This window comes from Luteimonas sp. MC1782, from assembly GCF_014164605.1.
Classification (GTDB): Bacteria; Pseudomonadota; Gammaproteobacteria; order Xanthomonadales; family Xanthomonadaceae; genus Luteimonas.
The window spans coordinates 288,195-302,559 of the sequence record NZ_JACJFT010000002.1; the positions used below are offsets into that span (position 1 = coordinate 288,195).

Annotated in this window: 13 protein-coding genes; 7 read left to right on the top strand and 6 right to left on the bottom strand. The window is 72.2% G+C overall.

Annotated elements, in window-relative coordinates:
• Nucleotides 1-46 precede the first annotated feature (46 nt).
• A complete protein-coding gene (locus H5368_RS10750; protein ID WP_182824444.1) occupies nt 47-1,228 on the bottom strand; it encodes a TerC family protein in 1,182 nt (393 codons plus the stop codon).
• Between the two features lie 161 nt (nt 1,229-1,389).
• Here H5368_RS10750 and H5368_RS10755 point away from each other — a divergent pair, with 161 nt between their 5' ends.
• From H5368_RS10755 to H5368_RS10780, 6 genes are all read left to right on the top strand, one after another.
• Nucleotides 1,390-2,907 (top strand): glucan biosynthesis protein G, encoded by a 1,518-nt coding sequence (locus H5368_RS10755; protein ID WP_182824446.1) that lies wholly within the window; start codon nt 1,390-1,392, stop codon nt 2,905-2,907.
• Nucleotides 2,904-4,799, top strand: a complete 1,896-nt coding sequence (gene mdoH / locus H5368_RS10760; protein ID WP_343203906.1) for a glucans biosynthesis glucosyltransferase MdoH — start codon at nt 2,904-2,906, stop codon at nt 4,797-4,799. Before H5368_RS10755 ends, mdoH begins: the two co-directional genes overlap by 4 nt.
• A 70-nt stretch (nt 4,800-4,869) precedes the next feature.
• Nucleotides 4,870-5,847, top strand: coding sequence for an energy transducer TonB (locus H5368_RS10765; RefSeq protein WP_182824448.1), 978 nt, complete (start codon nt 4,870-4,872; stop codon nt 5,845-5,847).
• Nucleotides 5,848-5,913: 66 nt separating this feature from the next.
• Nucleotides 5,914-6,582 carry a dienelactone hydrolase family protein gene (locus tag H5368_RS10770; protein WP_182824450.1) on the top strand — a complete coding sequence of 223 codons (669 nt, stop codon included), beginning with the start codon at nt 5,914-5,916 and terminating at the stop codon, nt 6,580-6,582.
• Nucleotides 6,583-6,586: 4 nt separating this feature from the next.
• A complete protein-coding gene (locus H5368_RS10775) occupies nt 6,587-7,639 on the top strand; it encodes a histidine kinase (RefSeq protein WP_182824452.1) in 1,053 nt (350 codons plus the stop codon).
• Entirely contained in the window at nt 7,636-8,364 is a 729-nt protein-coding gene (locus H5368_RS10780; RefSeq protein WP_182824454.1) for a LytTR family DNA-binding domain-containing protein, read from the top strand. Before H5368_RS10775 ends, H5368_RS10780 begins: the two co-directional genes overlap by 4 nt.
• A gap of 48 nt (nt 8,365-8,412) precedes the next feature.
• Here H5368_RS10780 and alr read toward each other — a convergent pair whose 3' ends face one another.
• Nucleotides 8,413-9,495 (bottom strand): alanine racemase, encoded by a 1,083-nt coding sequence (gene alr / locus H5368_RS10785; RefSeq protein ID WP_182824456.1) that lies wholly within the window; start codon nt 9,493-9,495, stop codon nt 8,413-8,415.
• Nucleotides 9,495-10,781, bottom strand: coding sequence for a D-amino acid dehydrogenase (locus tag H5368_RS10790; protein WP_182824458.1), 1,287 nt, complete (start codon nt 10,779-10,781; stop codon nt 9,495-9,497). Before H5368_RS10790 ends, alr begins: the two co-directional genes overlap by 1 nt.
• 119 nt (nt 10,782-10,900) lie before the next feature.
• On the opposite strand from H5368_RS10790, the gene hemC reads away from it, so the two are divergent.
• A complete protein-coding gene (gene hemC, locus H5368_RS10795) occupies nt 10,901-11,815 on the top strand; it encodes a hydroxymethylbilane synthase (RefSeq protein ID WP_182824460.1) in 915 nt (304 codons plus the stop codon).
• Nucleotides 11,816-11,885: 70 nt separating this feature from the next.
• Here hemC and H5368_RS10800 read toward each other — a convergent pair whose 3' ends face one another.
• The 3 genes from H5368_RS10800 to H5368_RS10810 all read right to left on the bottom strand — a co-directional run bounded on the left by H5368_RS10800 (nt 11,886) and on the right by H5368_RS10810 (nt 14,360).
• Nucleotides 11,886-12,569: a DUF481 domain-containing protein gene (locus tag H5368_RS10800; protein ID WP_182824462.1), complete on the bottom strand. Its 684-nt coding sequence runs from the start codon at nt 12,567-12,569 to the stop codon at nt 11,886-11,888.
• Between the two features lie 93 nt (nt 12,570-12,662).
• Nucleotides 12,663-13,619, bottom strand: coding sequence for a DmsC/YnfH family molybdoenzyme membrane anchor subunit (locus tag H5368_RS10805; RefSeq protein ID WP_182824464.1), 957 nt, complete (start codon nt 13,617-13,619; stop codon nt 12,663-12,665).
• 9 nt (nt 13,620-13,628) lie between these two features.
• Complete coding sequence (locus tag H5368_RS10810) at nt 13,629-14,360, bottom strand: 4Fe-4S dicluster domain-containing protein (protein ID WP_182824467.1); 732 nt, start codon at nt 14,358-14,360, stop codon at nt 13,629-13,631.
• Between the last annotated feature and the right edge of the window lie 5 nt (nt 14,361-14,365).

Here is a 14,365-nt window from a genome sequence, read left to right on the forward strand (position 1 = left end):
GCACGCCGCGCTTCACTGCGCGGTGTGGGTGCCGCCGTCGCAGGCCTCAGCCGCGCTGCGCGGCGTGCACGCGTTCGACGTCGTGCTGCAGCCGCTTCGGGTGGGTGATCATCGCCTTGAAGCGCGGCTCCAGCGCGTGCACGCGTGCCTCGGCCGCCACGACCTGCGCATGCAGGCGCGCGCGCTCGGCGGCGGGGGCATCGTCGCCGAGCGCAAGGTAGTCGCCCACGTGCCGGCGCAGTTCGGTGACCGCGGCCTTGGCCTTGCCCTTGGGGCTGAGCAGCGACGCGAGCACCGTGACCACCAGCAGCCCGACGATCACCACCAGTGACAGCCCGGTGCTGATCTCGATCACCGGCACCGGGTCGCCATCGTTGATGAACGGCAGGTTGTTCTCGTGCAGCGCGTGCAGCACCAGCTTGACGCCGATGAAGCCGAGCACCGCCGCCAGGCCGAGTGACAGGTACACCAGCCGCTCCAGCAGCCCGCCTACCAGGAAGTACAGCTGCCGCAGGCCGAGCAGCGAGAACGCCGTGGCGGTGAACACGATGTAGATGTTCTGGGTGAGGCCGAAGATCGCCGGGATGGAATCGAAGGCGAACAGGATGTCGGTGCCGCCGATGGCCAGCATCACCAGCAGCATCGGCGTGAGCGCGCGCTTGCCCTGCCAGGTGGTGAACAGCTTGTCGCCGTCGTAGTGCGGGCTGGAGTGGAACACCTTGCGCACCAGGCGCACCACGATGTTGGGCTTCTCGTCCTCCTCGCCATGGTGCTGCGGCTTGAGCAGGTTGCCCGCGGTGAGCAGCAGCGCCAGGCCGAACAGGTAGAACACCCACGAGAAGCGCTCGATCAGCGCCGCGCCCAGCAGGATGAACACCGTGCGCGCGATCAGCGCAAAGGTAATGCCGAACAGCAGCACCTTCTGCTGGTCCTCGCGCGGCACCTTGAAGCTGGCCATGATCACCAGGAACACGAAGATGTTGTCGACCGACAGCGCCTTCTCGGTGACATAGCCGGAGAAGTACTCCGCGCCCATCGTGGCACCGCCCCAATACCAGACCCCCGCGCCGAACAGCAGGGCGATGCCGACGTACAGCGCGGACCACACGGCGGCTTCGCGCAGGCTGGGTGCGTGCGCCTTGCGCACGTGGAAGAAGTAGTCGAAGGCGAGCAGCGCGACGATCAGCGCGATCGTGGCTTCCCAGACGAGCGGGGAGGTGGTCGGCATGCGCGGCCCTGGTGTCGACGGAGGCGGGCATTTTCGCACGCGGGTGTGATGCGCCGTGTCGTGGCGCGCGGGGCGCCCGCGTCAGGGCGGCGTGAATCGCGGGGCAGCAGCACGCCCCGGTTCATTGCTACATTGCCGCCTCCGCCCCCCGCGCCGCGCCCTTGCAACGTCGACAACTCCTCCTCGCCGGGCTTGCCCTGCCGCTCATCGCCGCCCTGCCGGCGCCGGGCCGGGCGCGCGCGTCAGTGGCCGCCGCGGGGTTCGATGCCGGCACCGTGCCGGCCATCGCGCGCAGGCTGGCCGCCGCACCGCACGTGCCGGTCCCGCGCGCACTGCCGCGTGCCCTTGCCGGACTCGGCTACGACCAGTACCGCGACTACCGCTTCCGCAGCGCGCGCGCCCTCTGGCGCGACGACGGCCTGCCGTTCCAGCTGCAGTTCTTCCATCGCGGCTACATCTTCCAGGACCGGGTGGACATGCACCTCGTAGAGGACGGCCGCACGCGGCCGTTCCCGTATGCGCGCGAGCTGTTCGACTTCGACCACGGCGTGCCGAAGCCGCCGGAAGGCGAGGACATCGGCTTCGCCGGCTTCCGCGTGCATGCGCCGGTGCAGCGTGCCGGCCATTTCGACGAACTGGCCAGCTTCCTCGGCGCGAGCTACTTCCGCGCGGTGGCACGCGGCCTTGGCTACGGACTGTCGGCGCGCGGGCTGGCGCTGGGCAGCGGCGACCCGGGCGCCGAGGAGTTCCCGGTGTTCCGCGACTTCTGGCTGGAACGCCCGGCCGCGGGTGCCACGGGGCTCGTGGTGCACGCACTGCTCGATTCGCCGCGCGTCGCCGGTGCCTTCCGCTTCGTGATCACTCCCGGCGACGAGACGGTGTTCGAGGTCGACGCGCGCCTGTACCCGCGCGTCGCGCTGGCCAATGCCGGCATCGCGCCGTTGACCAGCATGTTCGAGTTCGACGCGCATGACCGCGTCGGCGTCGACGACGTGCGCCCCGCGGTGCACGACTCCGACGGGCTGGCGCTGTGGACCGGTGGCGACGAGCAGGCCTGGCGTCCGCTGCGCAATCCGGCCTCGCTCGAGCACAGCGGCTTCCAGGACCGTGACCCGCGCGGCTTCGGGCTGATGCAGCGCAAGCGCGATGCCGGCGAGTTCCAGGACTTCGAGGCCGGCTACGAGAAGCGCCCGAGCTGCTGGGTGGAGCCGCTGGACGCCTGGGGCGCGGGTGAAGTGCACCTGGTGGAGATCCCCACCGGCGACGAGTTCAACGACAACATCGTGGCGTTCTGGCGGCCAGCCGAGCCGCTGGCTGCCGGTCGCGAGCATCGCTTCCGCTACCGCCTGCACTGGTGCCGCGACCACGCCTGGCATCCGCGACTGGCGCGCGTGGCGGCGACCCGCAGCGGCGCGCTGGATGCCGCCGAGGGCCGCCTGTACATGGTGGATTTCGCCGGCGGCGAGCTCGATGGCCGCGCCGACGGCGTGCGCGTGCAGGCCAGCGCCTCGGCCGGCACGCTGCGCAACGCGGTCACCTACCGCAACCCCGACACCGGCGGCTGGCGCACGAGCTTTGAACTCGACCCCGGCACGGCGCGCGCGGTCGAATTGCGTGCCTGGCTCGAAGCCGACCATGGCCGGCTGTCGGAGACCTGGCTGTCGCGGTGGACGCCGTGAGCCTGCCTCCGGGACCTGCCGCGCCCGCGCCCGGCAACCTGCCGCCGGAGTCGCCGCTGGCGATGCCGGTGCAGACGCTGGCCGCGGGCACGCTGCGCAGTCCGCCGTTCCCGACGCGGCCGCCGAACATGCGCTGGCGGCGCTTCGCGGTGATCGGCAGCGCGGTCAGCGTGACCCTGTTCGCGGCCTACCAGATCTGGTGGCTGCTGCGCGGCAACGGCATCGATCCGCTGGAGGGGACGCTGCTGGTGCTGTTCGTGCTGCTGTTCGCGTGGATCGTGCAGGCCTTCGTCGGCGCGGTTGCGGGCTTCGTGCTGGTGCTGCAGAAACGGCCGGCGCGGCTTGGCATCCGCCCGCGCGACCCGCTGCCGGCGCTGGTCTCGCGCACCGCGCTGCTCATGCCGATCTACAACGAGGAGCCCGGGCGGCTGATGGCCGGCCTGCAGGCCATGCACGAGTCGCTGGCCGCGACCGGGCGCCTGGGCCACTTCGATTTCTTCGTGCTGAGCGACACCCGCAGGCCGCAGCTGCAGCAGGAGGAGCGCGCCGCATTCGCCGCGCTGCGCGCGCGGCTGGGCGCGGAGGCCCGCGTGCACTACCGCCTGCGCGACGACAACAGCGAGCGCAAGGCCGGCAACATTTCCGACTGGGTGCGGCGCTGGGGTGGGGCGTATCCGCAATTCCTGATCCTCGACGCCGACAGCCTGATGACCGGCGACACCCTCGTGCGCCTGGCCGCGGCCATGCAGGGCCACGACGACGTGGCGCTGATCCAGACGCTGCCGGTGATCGTGAACGGCAGCACGCTGTTCGCACGCATGCAGCAGTTCGCCGGCCGCGTGTACGGGCCGGTGATCGCCTACGGCGTGGCCTGGTGGCATGGCGCGGAGAGCAACTACTGGGGCCACAACGCGATGATCCGCACGCGCGCGTTCGCAGAATGTGCGGGGTTGCCGGAGCTGCGCGGGGTGAAGCCGTTCGCCGGCACCGTGCTCAGCCATGACTTTGTCGAAGCCGCGCTGCTGCGCCGCGGGGGCTGGGCGCTGCACATGATTCCCGCACTCGCCGGCAGCTACGAGGAAGGCCCGCCGTCGTTGACCGACATGCTGGTGCGCGACCGCCGCTGGTGCCAGGGCAACCTGCAGCACGGTGCGGTGCTGCCGGCGCGCGGCCTGCACTGGGTCAGCCGCTGGCACCTGTTGATCGGCATCGGCCATTACTTCACCGCGCCGATGTGGGCGATGCTGATGATCGTCGGCATCGCCATCCCGCTGCTGCACGCTGGATTCTCGTTCGGCCAGGTGTCGCTGGAGGGGTTCACGCCCGCCGGCTACTGGCGCGAGCAGGACGAGGACCGGTTCCTCGGCGTGTTCGCGCTGACCATGTCGATGCTGCTGTCGCCGAAACTGATGGGCTGGCTGGCCACCATGGTCGACCCGGTGATGCGCCGTGGCTGCGGCGGCGCGCTGCGCTCTGCCGCCGGCGTACTGCTGGAAACCCTGCTTGCGGCGCTGATGGCGCCGGTCACCATGTACGTGCAGTCGCGCGGCGTGGCCGAGGTGCTGGCCGGCCGCGACTCGGGCTGGGAATCGCAGCGCCGCGACGACGGCAGCCTGCCGCTGCGCGAACTGCTGCGCCTGTATGGCGGCATGACGCTGTTCGGCATCGGTGCCGGGCTTGCCGCGTGGATGGTGTCGCCGGCGCTGGCGGCGTGGCTGGCGCCGGTGGTGCTGGGCCTGGTGCTGTCGATCCCGATCGTCGCGCTGGGTGCATCGCGCGCCGCCGGCGCGTGGCTGCGCCGCCACCGTGTGTTCGCCACGCCCGAGGAACTGGCGCCACCCGATGTGCTGGTGCGCGCGAATGCGCTGCGCGCGGCGCCGTCGCGGGACTGAAGCGCGGCTGCAGCGGCAGCGTCATCGATGCGGCATAGGCTTGCCCCGTTAAGCCACGGGGGGCTTGGAAATGAGGCTTGGACTACCGGTTGCGGCGCTGGCCGCGGCCCTGCTTGCATGCGCCTGCCAGCCGCAGTCGCCGCCCGCCGCCGGGGCGGACGCGGTGGACGGTCCGGGCGCCGCCACCGGTTCCACCGCGGCGCCGGCCGTGGACCTGTCGCGGCGACCGATCGATGATCTGAAGGCGTCGGGAAGTCGCGCGCTGCGCGAAGGTCGGCTGCATGCGCCGGCCGGCGACAGTGCCATCGAGTACTGGCTGGAAGCCAGGCGCCGCGATCCCGATGACGCCGCCCTCGCCAGTGCGATCACCGACCTGCAGCCCTACCTGCTGATCGCGTGCGAGCAGGCGATCGCGCGGCGCGACGTCGGCGCGGCGCAGCGGCTGCATGGCTTGATTGCCGCGAGTGATCCGCACGCGCCGGCCCTGCAGCGGCTGGCCGGCGCGATCGCCGGCGTGGAGGCCGATATCGAAGAAGGCGCGAAGGCCGCGCGCGAACAGGACATGCGCCTGGCGGCCGTGGAGGTGCAGCGCGTGCGCGCCGACGCCGATGCACGCGCTGCGGCCACGGTGCGGGTAGCGACACCTGCCGGAGCGGGTCCGACGCCCGCGCTGCCGCCGCCAGCAGCCCCGCAACGTCCCCCGCCGCTGGCGGACGGCGACGCCGTGCCTGCGCCGGCAGGGGCGTTGCCGCCTGCGGGCGCGCGCGCAGCCGCGGTGGCGGAGTCGCCCGCGCCGGTGCCGCGCCTGCTGCACCAGCCCGCGCCGCGGTATCCCGCGGCGGCGCTGAACCGTCGCGTGGAAGGCGCGGTGCAGGTGGGTTTCACCATCCGCCCCGATGGCTCGGTCACGGCCGCGCGCGTGGTCAGTGCGACCCCGCCCGGCGTCTTCGACCGTTCCGCGCTGGCCGCGGTCGGCGAGTACCGCTTCGCACCCGGCGGCAGCAGCGTGGCCTCCGCGATCACCGTGCGCTTCTCGCTCGACCAGTAGCCGCGGCGCGGCGGGCCCGGCGGGCGTGCCATGCATAATGGCGCGCCAACCCTGCCGAGCGCCGCCATGCTGCTGGACTGCATCGAACACGAGACCGGGCCGTCACCCGCATGGAGCGTGATCTGGCTGCACGGCCTCGGCGCGGACGGCAACGATTTCGCCCCCATCGTGCCGCAGCTGGTGCGCCGCGACTGGCCGGCGCTGCGCTTCGTGTTCCCGAATGCGCCGGTCCGCAAGGTGACCATCAACGGTCGCATGGCGATGCGTGCCTGGTACGACATCGTCGACGCCGACCTCGACAACCGCGCCGATGAAGCCGGCGTCGACGAATCGGTGGCGCAGGTGGAGGCGCTGATCGCGCGCGAGGCCACGCGCGGCGTGGCGCGCGGGCGCGTGCTGCTGGCCGGGTTCTCGCAGGGCGGGGCGGTCACGCTGGCTGCCGGACTGCGGAGTTCGGCGCCGCTGGCCGGGCTGGTGGCGCTGTCCGCCTACGTGCCGTCCGCGCACAAGGCCCGCAGCGTGCTTGCCCAGGCGGCCGTGCGCGCGCCGGTGTTCTTCGGCCACGGCAGCCAGGATCCGGTGGTGCCGTTCCAGGCCGGGCAGCGAAGCGCGGCGCTGCTGCGCGAGCTGGGCTTCGACGTCGACTGGCGCGCCTATCCCATGCCGCATTCGGTGTGCGCCGAGGAGATCGCCGATCTCGGTGACTGGATGTCGCGCCGCTTTACCGCGGGCTGAGGCGATGGGCGACCCGCGCGCCGACGAGCCGTGGTTGCCCGACCTGTGCCGCCTGCCGCGGCTGGGTGCGATGCTCGGCATGGCGCAGCTGGTGGTCGTGGTGGTGGTGCTGGTGCCCGACGCCGGCTCGCGCTGGGACCTTGCACGCGTGCTGTCGACCAGCGGGTTCGCGCTGTGGCTGGCGCTGTCGGTGTCGGTGCTGCTGTGCGTGTCGCGACGCACGCTGTCGCGCCTGCCGCGGCGCACCGGAGCGCTGGCGGCGGTGGCGCTGTCGGCGCTGGTCGCGGCGGTGGTGGCGGCGATCGTGCACGCCCTGTTCGCGAGCGTCGGCGATGCCGGCGGCTGGCCGTCATCGTTGCGCTTCGTCAGTGGATCGGCCGGCGTGGTCACGCTGATCACCGCGCTTGCGCTGCGCTACTTCTACGTCATCGACCGCTGGCAGGCGCAGCTCGCCGCGCATGCCCGCGCCGAGGCCGACGCACTGCAGGCACGCATCCGCCCGCACTTCCTGTTCAACAGCATGAACATGATCGCCACCCTGCTGCGCCGCGATCCCGACGTCGCCGAGCGCGCGGTGCTCGACCTGTCCGACCTGTTCCGCGCCGCGCTCGGCGCGGGCGAAGGTGATTCCTCGCTCGCCGAGGAAGTGCGCCTGGCCGAACGTTACCTGGGCATCGAGCAGCTGCGCCTGGGCGAGCGCCTGCGCGTGGAATGGCGCAAGGCCGAACCGTTGCCGTGGGACCTGGCGATGCCGCGTCTGGTGCTGCAGCCGCTGCTGGAGAACGCCGTGCTGCACGGCATCTCGCGCCTGCCCGAAGGCGGGACCGTGCTCATCGAGGCCGCCGTGGACGGCGATACCCTGCGCCTGCGCGTCAACAATCCGTCGCTGCCGCCGCACGTGCCCGGCGTGCACGGGGCCGGCCACGCGCAGCGCAACATCGCGCACCGGCTGGGCTATGCGTTCGGCCCGCGCGCGCGGATGACCTGCGGCTGGGACGCGGGCTACTATGCCTGCGAGCTCAGCCTGCAGCTGCAGCCCGCCAGGAGGACGCCTTGAAGGTCGTCATCGCGGACGATGAACCGCTGGCACGCGAGCGCCTGCGCACGCTGCTCGCCGCGCTCGACGGCATCGACGTGGTGGCCGAGGCCGGCGACGGACGCAGCGCGCTGCAGGCCTGCGCCGAGCACGAACCCGACCTGGTGCTGCTCGACATCGCCATGCCCGGCATCGATGGCCTGGAGGCCGCGCGCCACCTGGCCGCGTTCGAGCCGCGCCCGGCGGTGGTGTTCTGCACCGCCTACGACGCGCATGCGCTGTCGGCGTTCGACGCCGCGGCGGTCGACTACATCGTCAAGCCGGTGCGCCCCGAGCGCCTCGAGGCTGCGATCGCCCGCGTGCGCACGTTCACCGCCGGCCTCGAGCGCAGCCGCGCCGATGCGCCCGGCAAGCTCCGCACCCACCTCTGCGCACGCCTGCGCGGCAGCCTGCGCCTGATCCCGGTCGAGGACGTGCGCTACCTGCAGGCCGAGGAGAAGTACGTGGTGGTGCACCACGCGCGCGGCGAGGACCTGATCGAGGAGTCGCTGAAGTCGCTGGAAGAGGAGTTCGGCGAGCGTTTCCTGCGCATCCACCGCAACTGCCTGGTCGCCCGCCACGAGCTGGTCGAGCTCCGGCGCGACCCGGAAGGCCATGTGCACGCGATCCTGCGCCACGGCGCCGAGCCGCTCGAGGTCAGCCGCCGCTGCGTGGCGCAGCTGCGCGAGATGCTGCGCGAGCGCTGAGCGGCGACAGGCGCCGCAGCGCCAGGCATTGCCTTCGCGCGACAGTGGTCAGAGGCGCTGGATCGTCTGTCGCGTCGCCCGCTTCAGCCCGGTCAGCAGCCGGTACGGGCTGTTCCCGCTGCGCGCCGCGACTTCGGCCACCGGCAGGCGCGCGCCCCACAGTTCGATATCGCTGCCGATGCCGGCGCCGGGGTGGTCGGTCAGGTCGACGGTCAGCATGTCCATCGAGACGCGCCCGATCAGCTCGCCCGGTTGGCCGTCGATGATCACCGGGGTGCCGGAGGTCGCGTACTGCGGATAGCCGTCGGCGTAGCCGGCCGCCACCACGCCCACGCGCGTCGGGCGCGAGGTGATGAAGGCGCCCGCGTAGCCGATCGGTTCGCCCGCGGCGAGCTCGCGCACCGCGATGACCTTTGACGCCAGCTCCATCACCGCGCGCAGCGGCTCGGCCTCCGCGCACGGCGCATCGAGCATGTGCGAGCCATAGAGCATCAGGCCGGGGCGCACCCAGCCGCCGCGTGCCGCTGGCCAGGCCATCAGCGCGGCGGAGTTGGCCAGGCTGGTGGTGGTGCCGGGCGGAAGCCGCGCCAGCATCGCGTCGAACGTGGCCAACTGTTCGGACGTGCTGGCGTGGCCGAGTTCATCGGCGCGCGAGAAGTGGCTCATCGCGACCATCCCGCCCACCCACGGCAGTGCGCGCAGGCGCCGCCATGCACCGGGATAGTCGTCGGGTGCGAGGCCCAGGCGGTGCATGCCCGAGTCGAGCTTCAGCCACACCGGCAATGGCTCCCGCAGCGGATGGCGCTCGAGCACGTCGACCTGCCAGGGCGAGGCGACGACCGTCCACAGCGCATGGCGTTCGATCAGCGGCAGCTCGTCGGCGTCGAAGAAGCCTTCCAGCAGCAGGATGGGCGCGCGGATGCCGGCCTCGCGCAGCTCGATCGCCTCCTCGATGCAGGCCACGCCAAAGCCGTCGGCTTCGCCGTCGAGCGCGCGTGCGCAGGCCACTGCACCGTGTCCGTAGGCGTCGGCCTTGACCACGGCCAGCGCCTTGCCGCCGCCGAGCGTGCGCGCGTGGCGGTAGTTGTGGCGCAGGGCGTCGAGGTCGATGGTGGCGCGCGCGGGGCGCATCAGCGCAGCCCCGTGGGCGCGGCGGGCCAGGGGCGCCCGTAGCGGGAGATGTCGAGGCCCTCGCTGTCGATCGCGGGCGCACGGCCGTCGACCAGGTCGGCCAGGTAGCGCCCGGAGCCGCAGGCCATCGTCCAGCCCAGGGTGCCGTGCCCGGTGTTGAGCAGCAGGTTGCGGTACGCCGTGGGGCCGACGACGGGCGGGCCGTCCGGCGTGGATGGGCGCAGGCCACTCCAGAAGCTGGCGTTGGCGAGGTCGCCGCCGTCGGGATACAGGCTCTTCACCACCATCTCCAGGGTGTCGCGGCGGCGCTGCGGCAGCGACAGGTCATAGCCGCTGACCTCGGCCATGCCGCCGACGCGGATGCGATCGTCGAAGCGGGTGATGGCCACCTTGTAGCTTTCGTCGAGCACGGTCGAGTGCGGCGCCAGCCCGGGGTCCGTGATCGGGATCGTCAGCGAATAGCCCTTGAGCGGGTACACCGGCAGGCGGATGCCGAGGGGCGCGAGCAGGCGCGGCGACCACGCGCCCAGCGCCAGCACATAGCAGTCGGCGGTTTCGGTCCGGCCCTGGATGCGCACGCCGGCGATGCGGTCCCCGTCGCCCAGCAGGGCTTCGACGTCCTGCCCGTAGCGGAACTCGACCCCCGCGGCCTCGGCCATCGCCGCCAGCCGGGTGGTGAAGAGGTGGCAGTCGCCGGTTTCGTCGCCCGGCAGGCGCAGCGCGCCGGCCAGCGTATCGGCGACCCTGGCCAGCGCCGGCTCCACGCGGACGATTCCGGCGCGGTCGAGGAGCTCGTAGGGCACGCCGTACTGGCGCAGGATCGCGATGTCCTTGGCGGCACCGTCGAGCTGCGCCTGCGTGCGGAACAGCTGCGTGGTGCCGAGCGTGCGCTGCTCGTAGGCGATGCCGGTATCGCGGCGCAGCTCCTCCAGGCAGGCCCGGCTGTACTCGGCGAGCCGCACCATCCGCGCCTTGCTGATGGCATAGCGGTGATGGGTGCAGTTGCGCAGCATCTGCCACATCCAGCGGTATTGCGCGGGGTCGGCGGTCGGCCGTATCGCCAGCGGCGCGTGCCGAGACAGCAGCCAACCCACCGCCTTCAGCGGGATGCCCGGCGCGGGCCAGGGCGAGGCGTAGCCGGGCGAGACCTGGCCGGCATTGGCAAAGCTGGATTGCATCGCGGGGCCGGTCGCGCGGTCGATGACGACGACCTCGTGCCCCTGTTGGCGCAGATACCACGCGCTGGTCACTCCGATCACACCGGAGCCCAGGATCAGGATACGCATTGGGATTGACTCGATGGGCCGGGCGGCCAGGGGTTGCGGCGTGGCCGGCGGGTTCATGGAATGCGCCAGTATATGGATCGAAACCCGCGCCGGCCTGTGCGGAAGGCGATAATGGCGCGGTGAACACCCTCCGCATCGCCACCCGCAAGAGCCCGCTCGCCCTCTGGCAGAGCGAACACGTCGCCGACCTGCTGCGCGCCGCCCACCCCGGGATCGTGGTGGAGCTGGTGCCGATGTCGACCCGCGGCGACGAAGTGCTGGACCGCTCGCTGTCCGCGATCGGCGGCAAGGGCCTGTTCCTCAAGGAACTGGAACTCGCGATGCTGCGCGGAGAGGCCGACTGCGCGGTGCATTCGCTGAAGGACGTGCCGATGGAAGTCGACGCGCCGTTCGCACTGCCGGCGTTCCTGGCGCGCGCCGACCATGCCGATGCCTTCGTCAGCAACCATCATGCAAGCCTGGCCGCGCTGCCCGAGGGCGCGCGCGTCGGCACCTCGTCATTGCGCCGGCAGTCGCAGCTGCGCGCGCTGCGCCCGGACCTCGAGATCCGCGACCTGCGCGGCAACGTCAACACCCGCCTGGCCAAGCTCGATGCCGGCGAGTACGACGCGATCGTGCTGGCCTGCGCGGGCCTCGACCGCCTCGGCTTCAGTGCACGCATCCGCATGCGCCTGGATGCGCCGGACTGGCTGCCGGCGCCGGCGCAGGGCGTGATCGCGATCGAATGCCGCGGCGACGATGCCGCGGTGATGGCGCTGTGCCGCGCCCTCGACCACGCGCCCACCCGCACCTGCGCGTCGGCGGAGCGCGCCCTCAACCTGGCCCTGCACGGCTCCTGCCACGTGCCGGTCGCCGCATTCGCACGCCTTGAAGGTGACACGTTGCGTCTGGACGGCCTGGTGGGCAGCGAACACGACGGTCGCAGCGTCCGCGCCAGCGCCCAATCCCCCGCGTCGACGCCCGACGCGCTTGGCCAGGACGTCGCGGCGCGCCTGCTCGCCGCCGGCGCCGCCGAGTTCCTTCCGCCCAGGTAGCCCCGGCCGCGGCCAACCAGCCCCGATCGCCCCTTCGCGCCTTCGCGCCTTCGCGAGAAACCGCCCCCGCCTAGAACCGGTAGCGCAACTGCAGCGAACCTTCGGTGGCCGTTGCGCCGCGCCCCCCGTCGCCGGCGCTGTCGTGGCGCAGCTCGAAATTCGAATGCAGGGTCCATTGCGGCTGCAGGCGCAGGTCCACGCCGATCACCTGCCGGGTGGTGGTGTTCAGGCGGCCGGTCTCCACCAGGACCCGCTGGGTCAGCAGCGCGTTGTCGCTGAGGTTCTGCCGCAGCTCGAGGCGGCCGCGGGCGATCGGGCCTTCGCTCGCGGTGCCATGGTCGGCATAGGGCTGCAGGCGGTAGCCGGTGCCGAATTCGACGCGGAGATTGGTGTCCGGCGTGCGCACGGCCTCGTAGCCGAAGCCGGCATCGAAGCGCGAGTGGCTGCCGTGCGTGGTGCGCCAGTCGCGGCGCGACGCCGGCGAGTACAGCGGATAGCGCCGCGCCGCGATCGCCGGCAGCCGTATCGGCAGCAGCGGGTCCAGCGTGCCGGGTGCCTTGGGCCGGGCGATGCGCGTGAACCGCGTCGGCGCGCGCCAGCCGGCGTCGTTGCAGACCAGCTGGTAGCAGGGGCGGCGCAGGTCGGCGCGCCCGGCCGCCACGGCGAACAGCGCCGGCTCGCCGGGGGACTCCGGCAAGGGCGCGATCAGCACGGGCGGGGCGGCAATGGCCACCCACAGGGCGGCGGACAACATGCCGTAGGGCTCCGATGGAAACGATTACCGGGCGATTATCGCGTCTTTTAGACGCCGTTCAAAGGCGATGCCCCCGGAATACGGCGGTGCGGTTCAGTAATACGCCGAAACCACATGCCGCGCCTGTGCGAAAAACAGCCAGCGTTCCACGAAGGCCGCGGCCAGCAGCCCGAGTGCGGCCAGCAGCACGCCGGCAACCGGGGACAGCAGGCCGGTCGCCACCAGCAGGGTCGCCAGCAGCGGCGCCGCGACCAGCGCGAGGCTGGTGGCGATCCGCAGCCGCAGCGCATGGCGGCGGGCCACCGCGAACACCATCTCGCGGGTGATGTAGTTGGCCTCGGTGTGCGGATGCTCGAACACCCTGGCGTCGCGGCCCGGCAGGCCGAGCGCGGCGCCGCGCGCGGCCGGCGCGCCGGCACCGTCGATCGCCAGCCAGTACAGCCACTTCAGCCCGGCCAGCAGCGCGCCCAGGATCGCCAGGCTGGCGAGCATCATCGCGGGCCCCTGCCCGCGCAGCATCGCGGCCATCACCAGGAACTGCAGCGCAAGCCCGGTCAGCAGGGCAAACAGCAGGTACACCGGCACCACCAGCGGATGGCGCCACGCCGGGATCGGCTTGAGCGAGGCGTAGATCATTGCCGTGCAGGCCACCGTGGCCAGTGCCAGCACCGCGAGCAGCAGGCCGAGCAGCGCCAGCCACGCGGCGCGCGATGCGCCGGCCGGCATCCACACGAGCAAGGCGATGACCGCGAGCGCGGTCACTGCGGTGGCGATCGCCAGCACGCCCTCGCGCGACAGCCACGAAGTGCGCCATTGGCTCAGCGCGCGCCAGGCGCGGCGTGGCTGGCCGAGGTGGCCGAGCGAACTCAGCAGGCCCGCCGTCGACAGCACCAGCCCCAGCACCACGCCGGCGAACTGCACGCCATCCAGCGCGGTGGACAGCCCGCCGCGCAGCGCCAGCAGTGCGATCGCGATGCCGGTCCACGCCAGCAGGCCGTAGCCGGCGCCGGAGAGCGTGGTGAAGAAGATGATCGACAGTGCGGGTCGCATCGGGGTATCTCAGCGCCGGAACGTGCGGGCCAGCCAATGTAGCGGCGAGACCGCGCGCGTGGCTGTGTCGGGCTCCGCGCTTTCGCCATCGCCGCGCCGCGGTCGCGGCGGCAGGTAGCGGTTTACCGGCTGGTAGCCGAGTTCCGGCAGCAGCGCCACGCCGCCGCGTTCGGCGACCAGCTTCGACACCGCCGACGCCGGGTCGCCGAGATCGCCGAAGTGCCGCGCGCGCGTCGGGCAGGCCTGCACGCAGGCCGGCTGGCGCTCGGCCTCCTCGAGGTTCACGTTGTAGATGCGGTCGACGCACAGGGTGCATTTCTTCATCACCCCCTCGACCTCGCTGTACTCGCGCGCGCCGTAGGGACAGGCCCAGCTGCACAGCTGGCAGCCGATGCACGTGTCCTCGTCGACCAGCACGATGCCGTCCCCGGCGCGCTTGTAGCTGGCACCTGTCGGGCACACCGTCACGCACGCCGGCGTCTCGCAGTGCAGGCAGCTGCGCGGGAAATGCAGGGTCATGGCCGGCTGGGCCTCCGCCTCCGCCAGCTCGTAACTGTGCACGCGGTTGAACCACACGCCGGATGGATCCTTGCCATAGGGGCGTTCGTCGGTGAGCGGCCCGGCGATGCCGCCGGCGTTCCACTCCTTGCAGCTGGTCGCGCAGGCGTGGCAGCCGACGCAGGTGTCGAGGTCGATCACCAGGCCCATCTTCCTCGGCGACGGCGGTGGCAGGCTGGTCATCGTGG

Bases quoted from the DNA above. Each gene is read 5' to 3' on its own strand.
- alr (WP_182824456.1), bottom strand. From the start codon at position 9,495: ATGCGCCCCGCGCGCGCCACCATCGACCTCGACGCCCTGCGCCACAAC.
- H5368_RS10790 (WP_182824458.1), bottom strand. From the start codon at position 10,781: ATGCGTATCCTGATCCTGGGCTCCGGTGTGATCGGAGTGACCAGCGCG.
- H5368_RS10750 (WP_182824444.1), bottom strand. From the start codon at position 1,228: ATGCCGACCACCTCCCCGCTCGTCTGGGAAGCCACGATCGCGCTGATC.
- H5368_RS10775 (WP_182824452.1), top strand. From the start codon at position 6,587: ATGGGCGACCCGCGCGCCGACGAGCCGTGGTTGCCCGACCTGTGCCGC.
- H5368_RS10765 (WP_182824448.1), top strand. From the start codon at position 4,870: ATGAGGCTTGGACTACCGGTTGCGGCGCTGGCCGCGGCCCTGCTTGCA.
- H5368_RS10805 (WP_182824464.1), bottom strand. From the start codon at position 13,619: ATGCGACCCGCACTGTCGATCATCTTCTTCACCACGCTCTCCGGCGCC.
- H5368_RS10810 (WP_182824467.1), bottom strand. From the start codon at position 14,360: ATGACCAGCCTGCCACCGCCGTCGCCGAGGAAGATGGGCCTGGTGATC.
- H5368_RS10800 (WP_182824462.1), bottom strand. From the start codon at position 12,569: ATGTTGTCCGCCGCCCTGTGGGTGGCCATTGCCGCCCCGCCCGTGCTG.
- H5368_RS10770 (WP_182824450.1), top strand. From the start codon at position 5,914: ATGCTGCTGGACTGCATCGAACACGAGACCGGGCCGTCACCCGCATGG.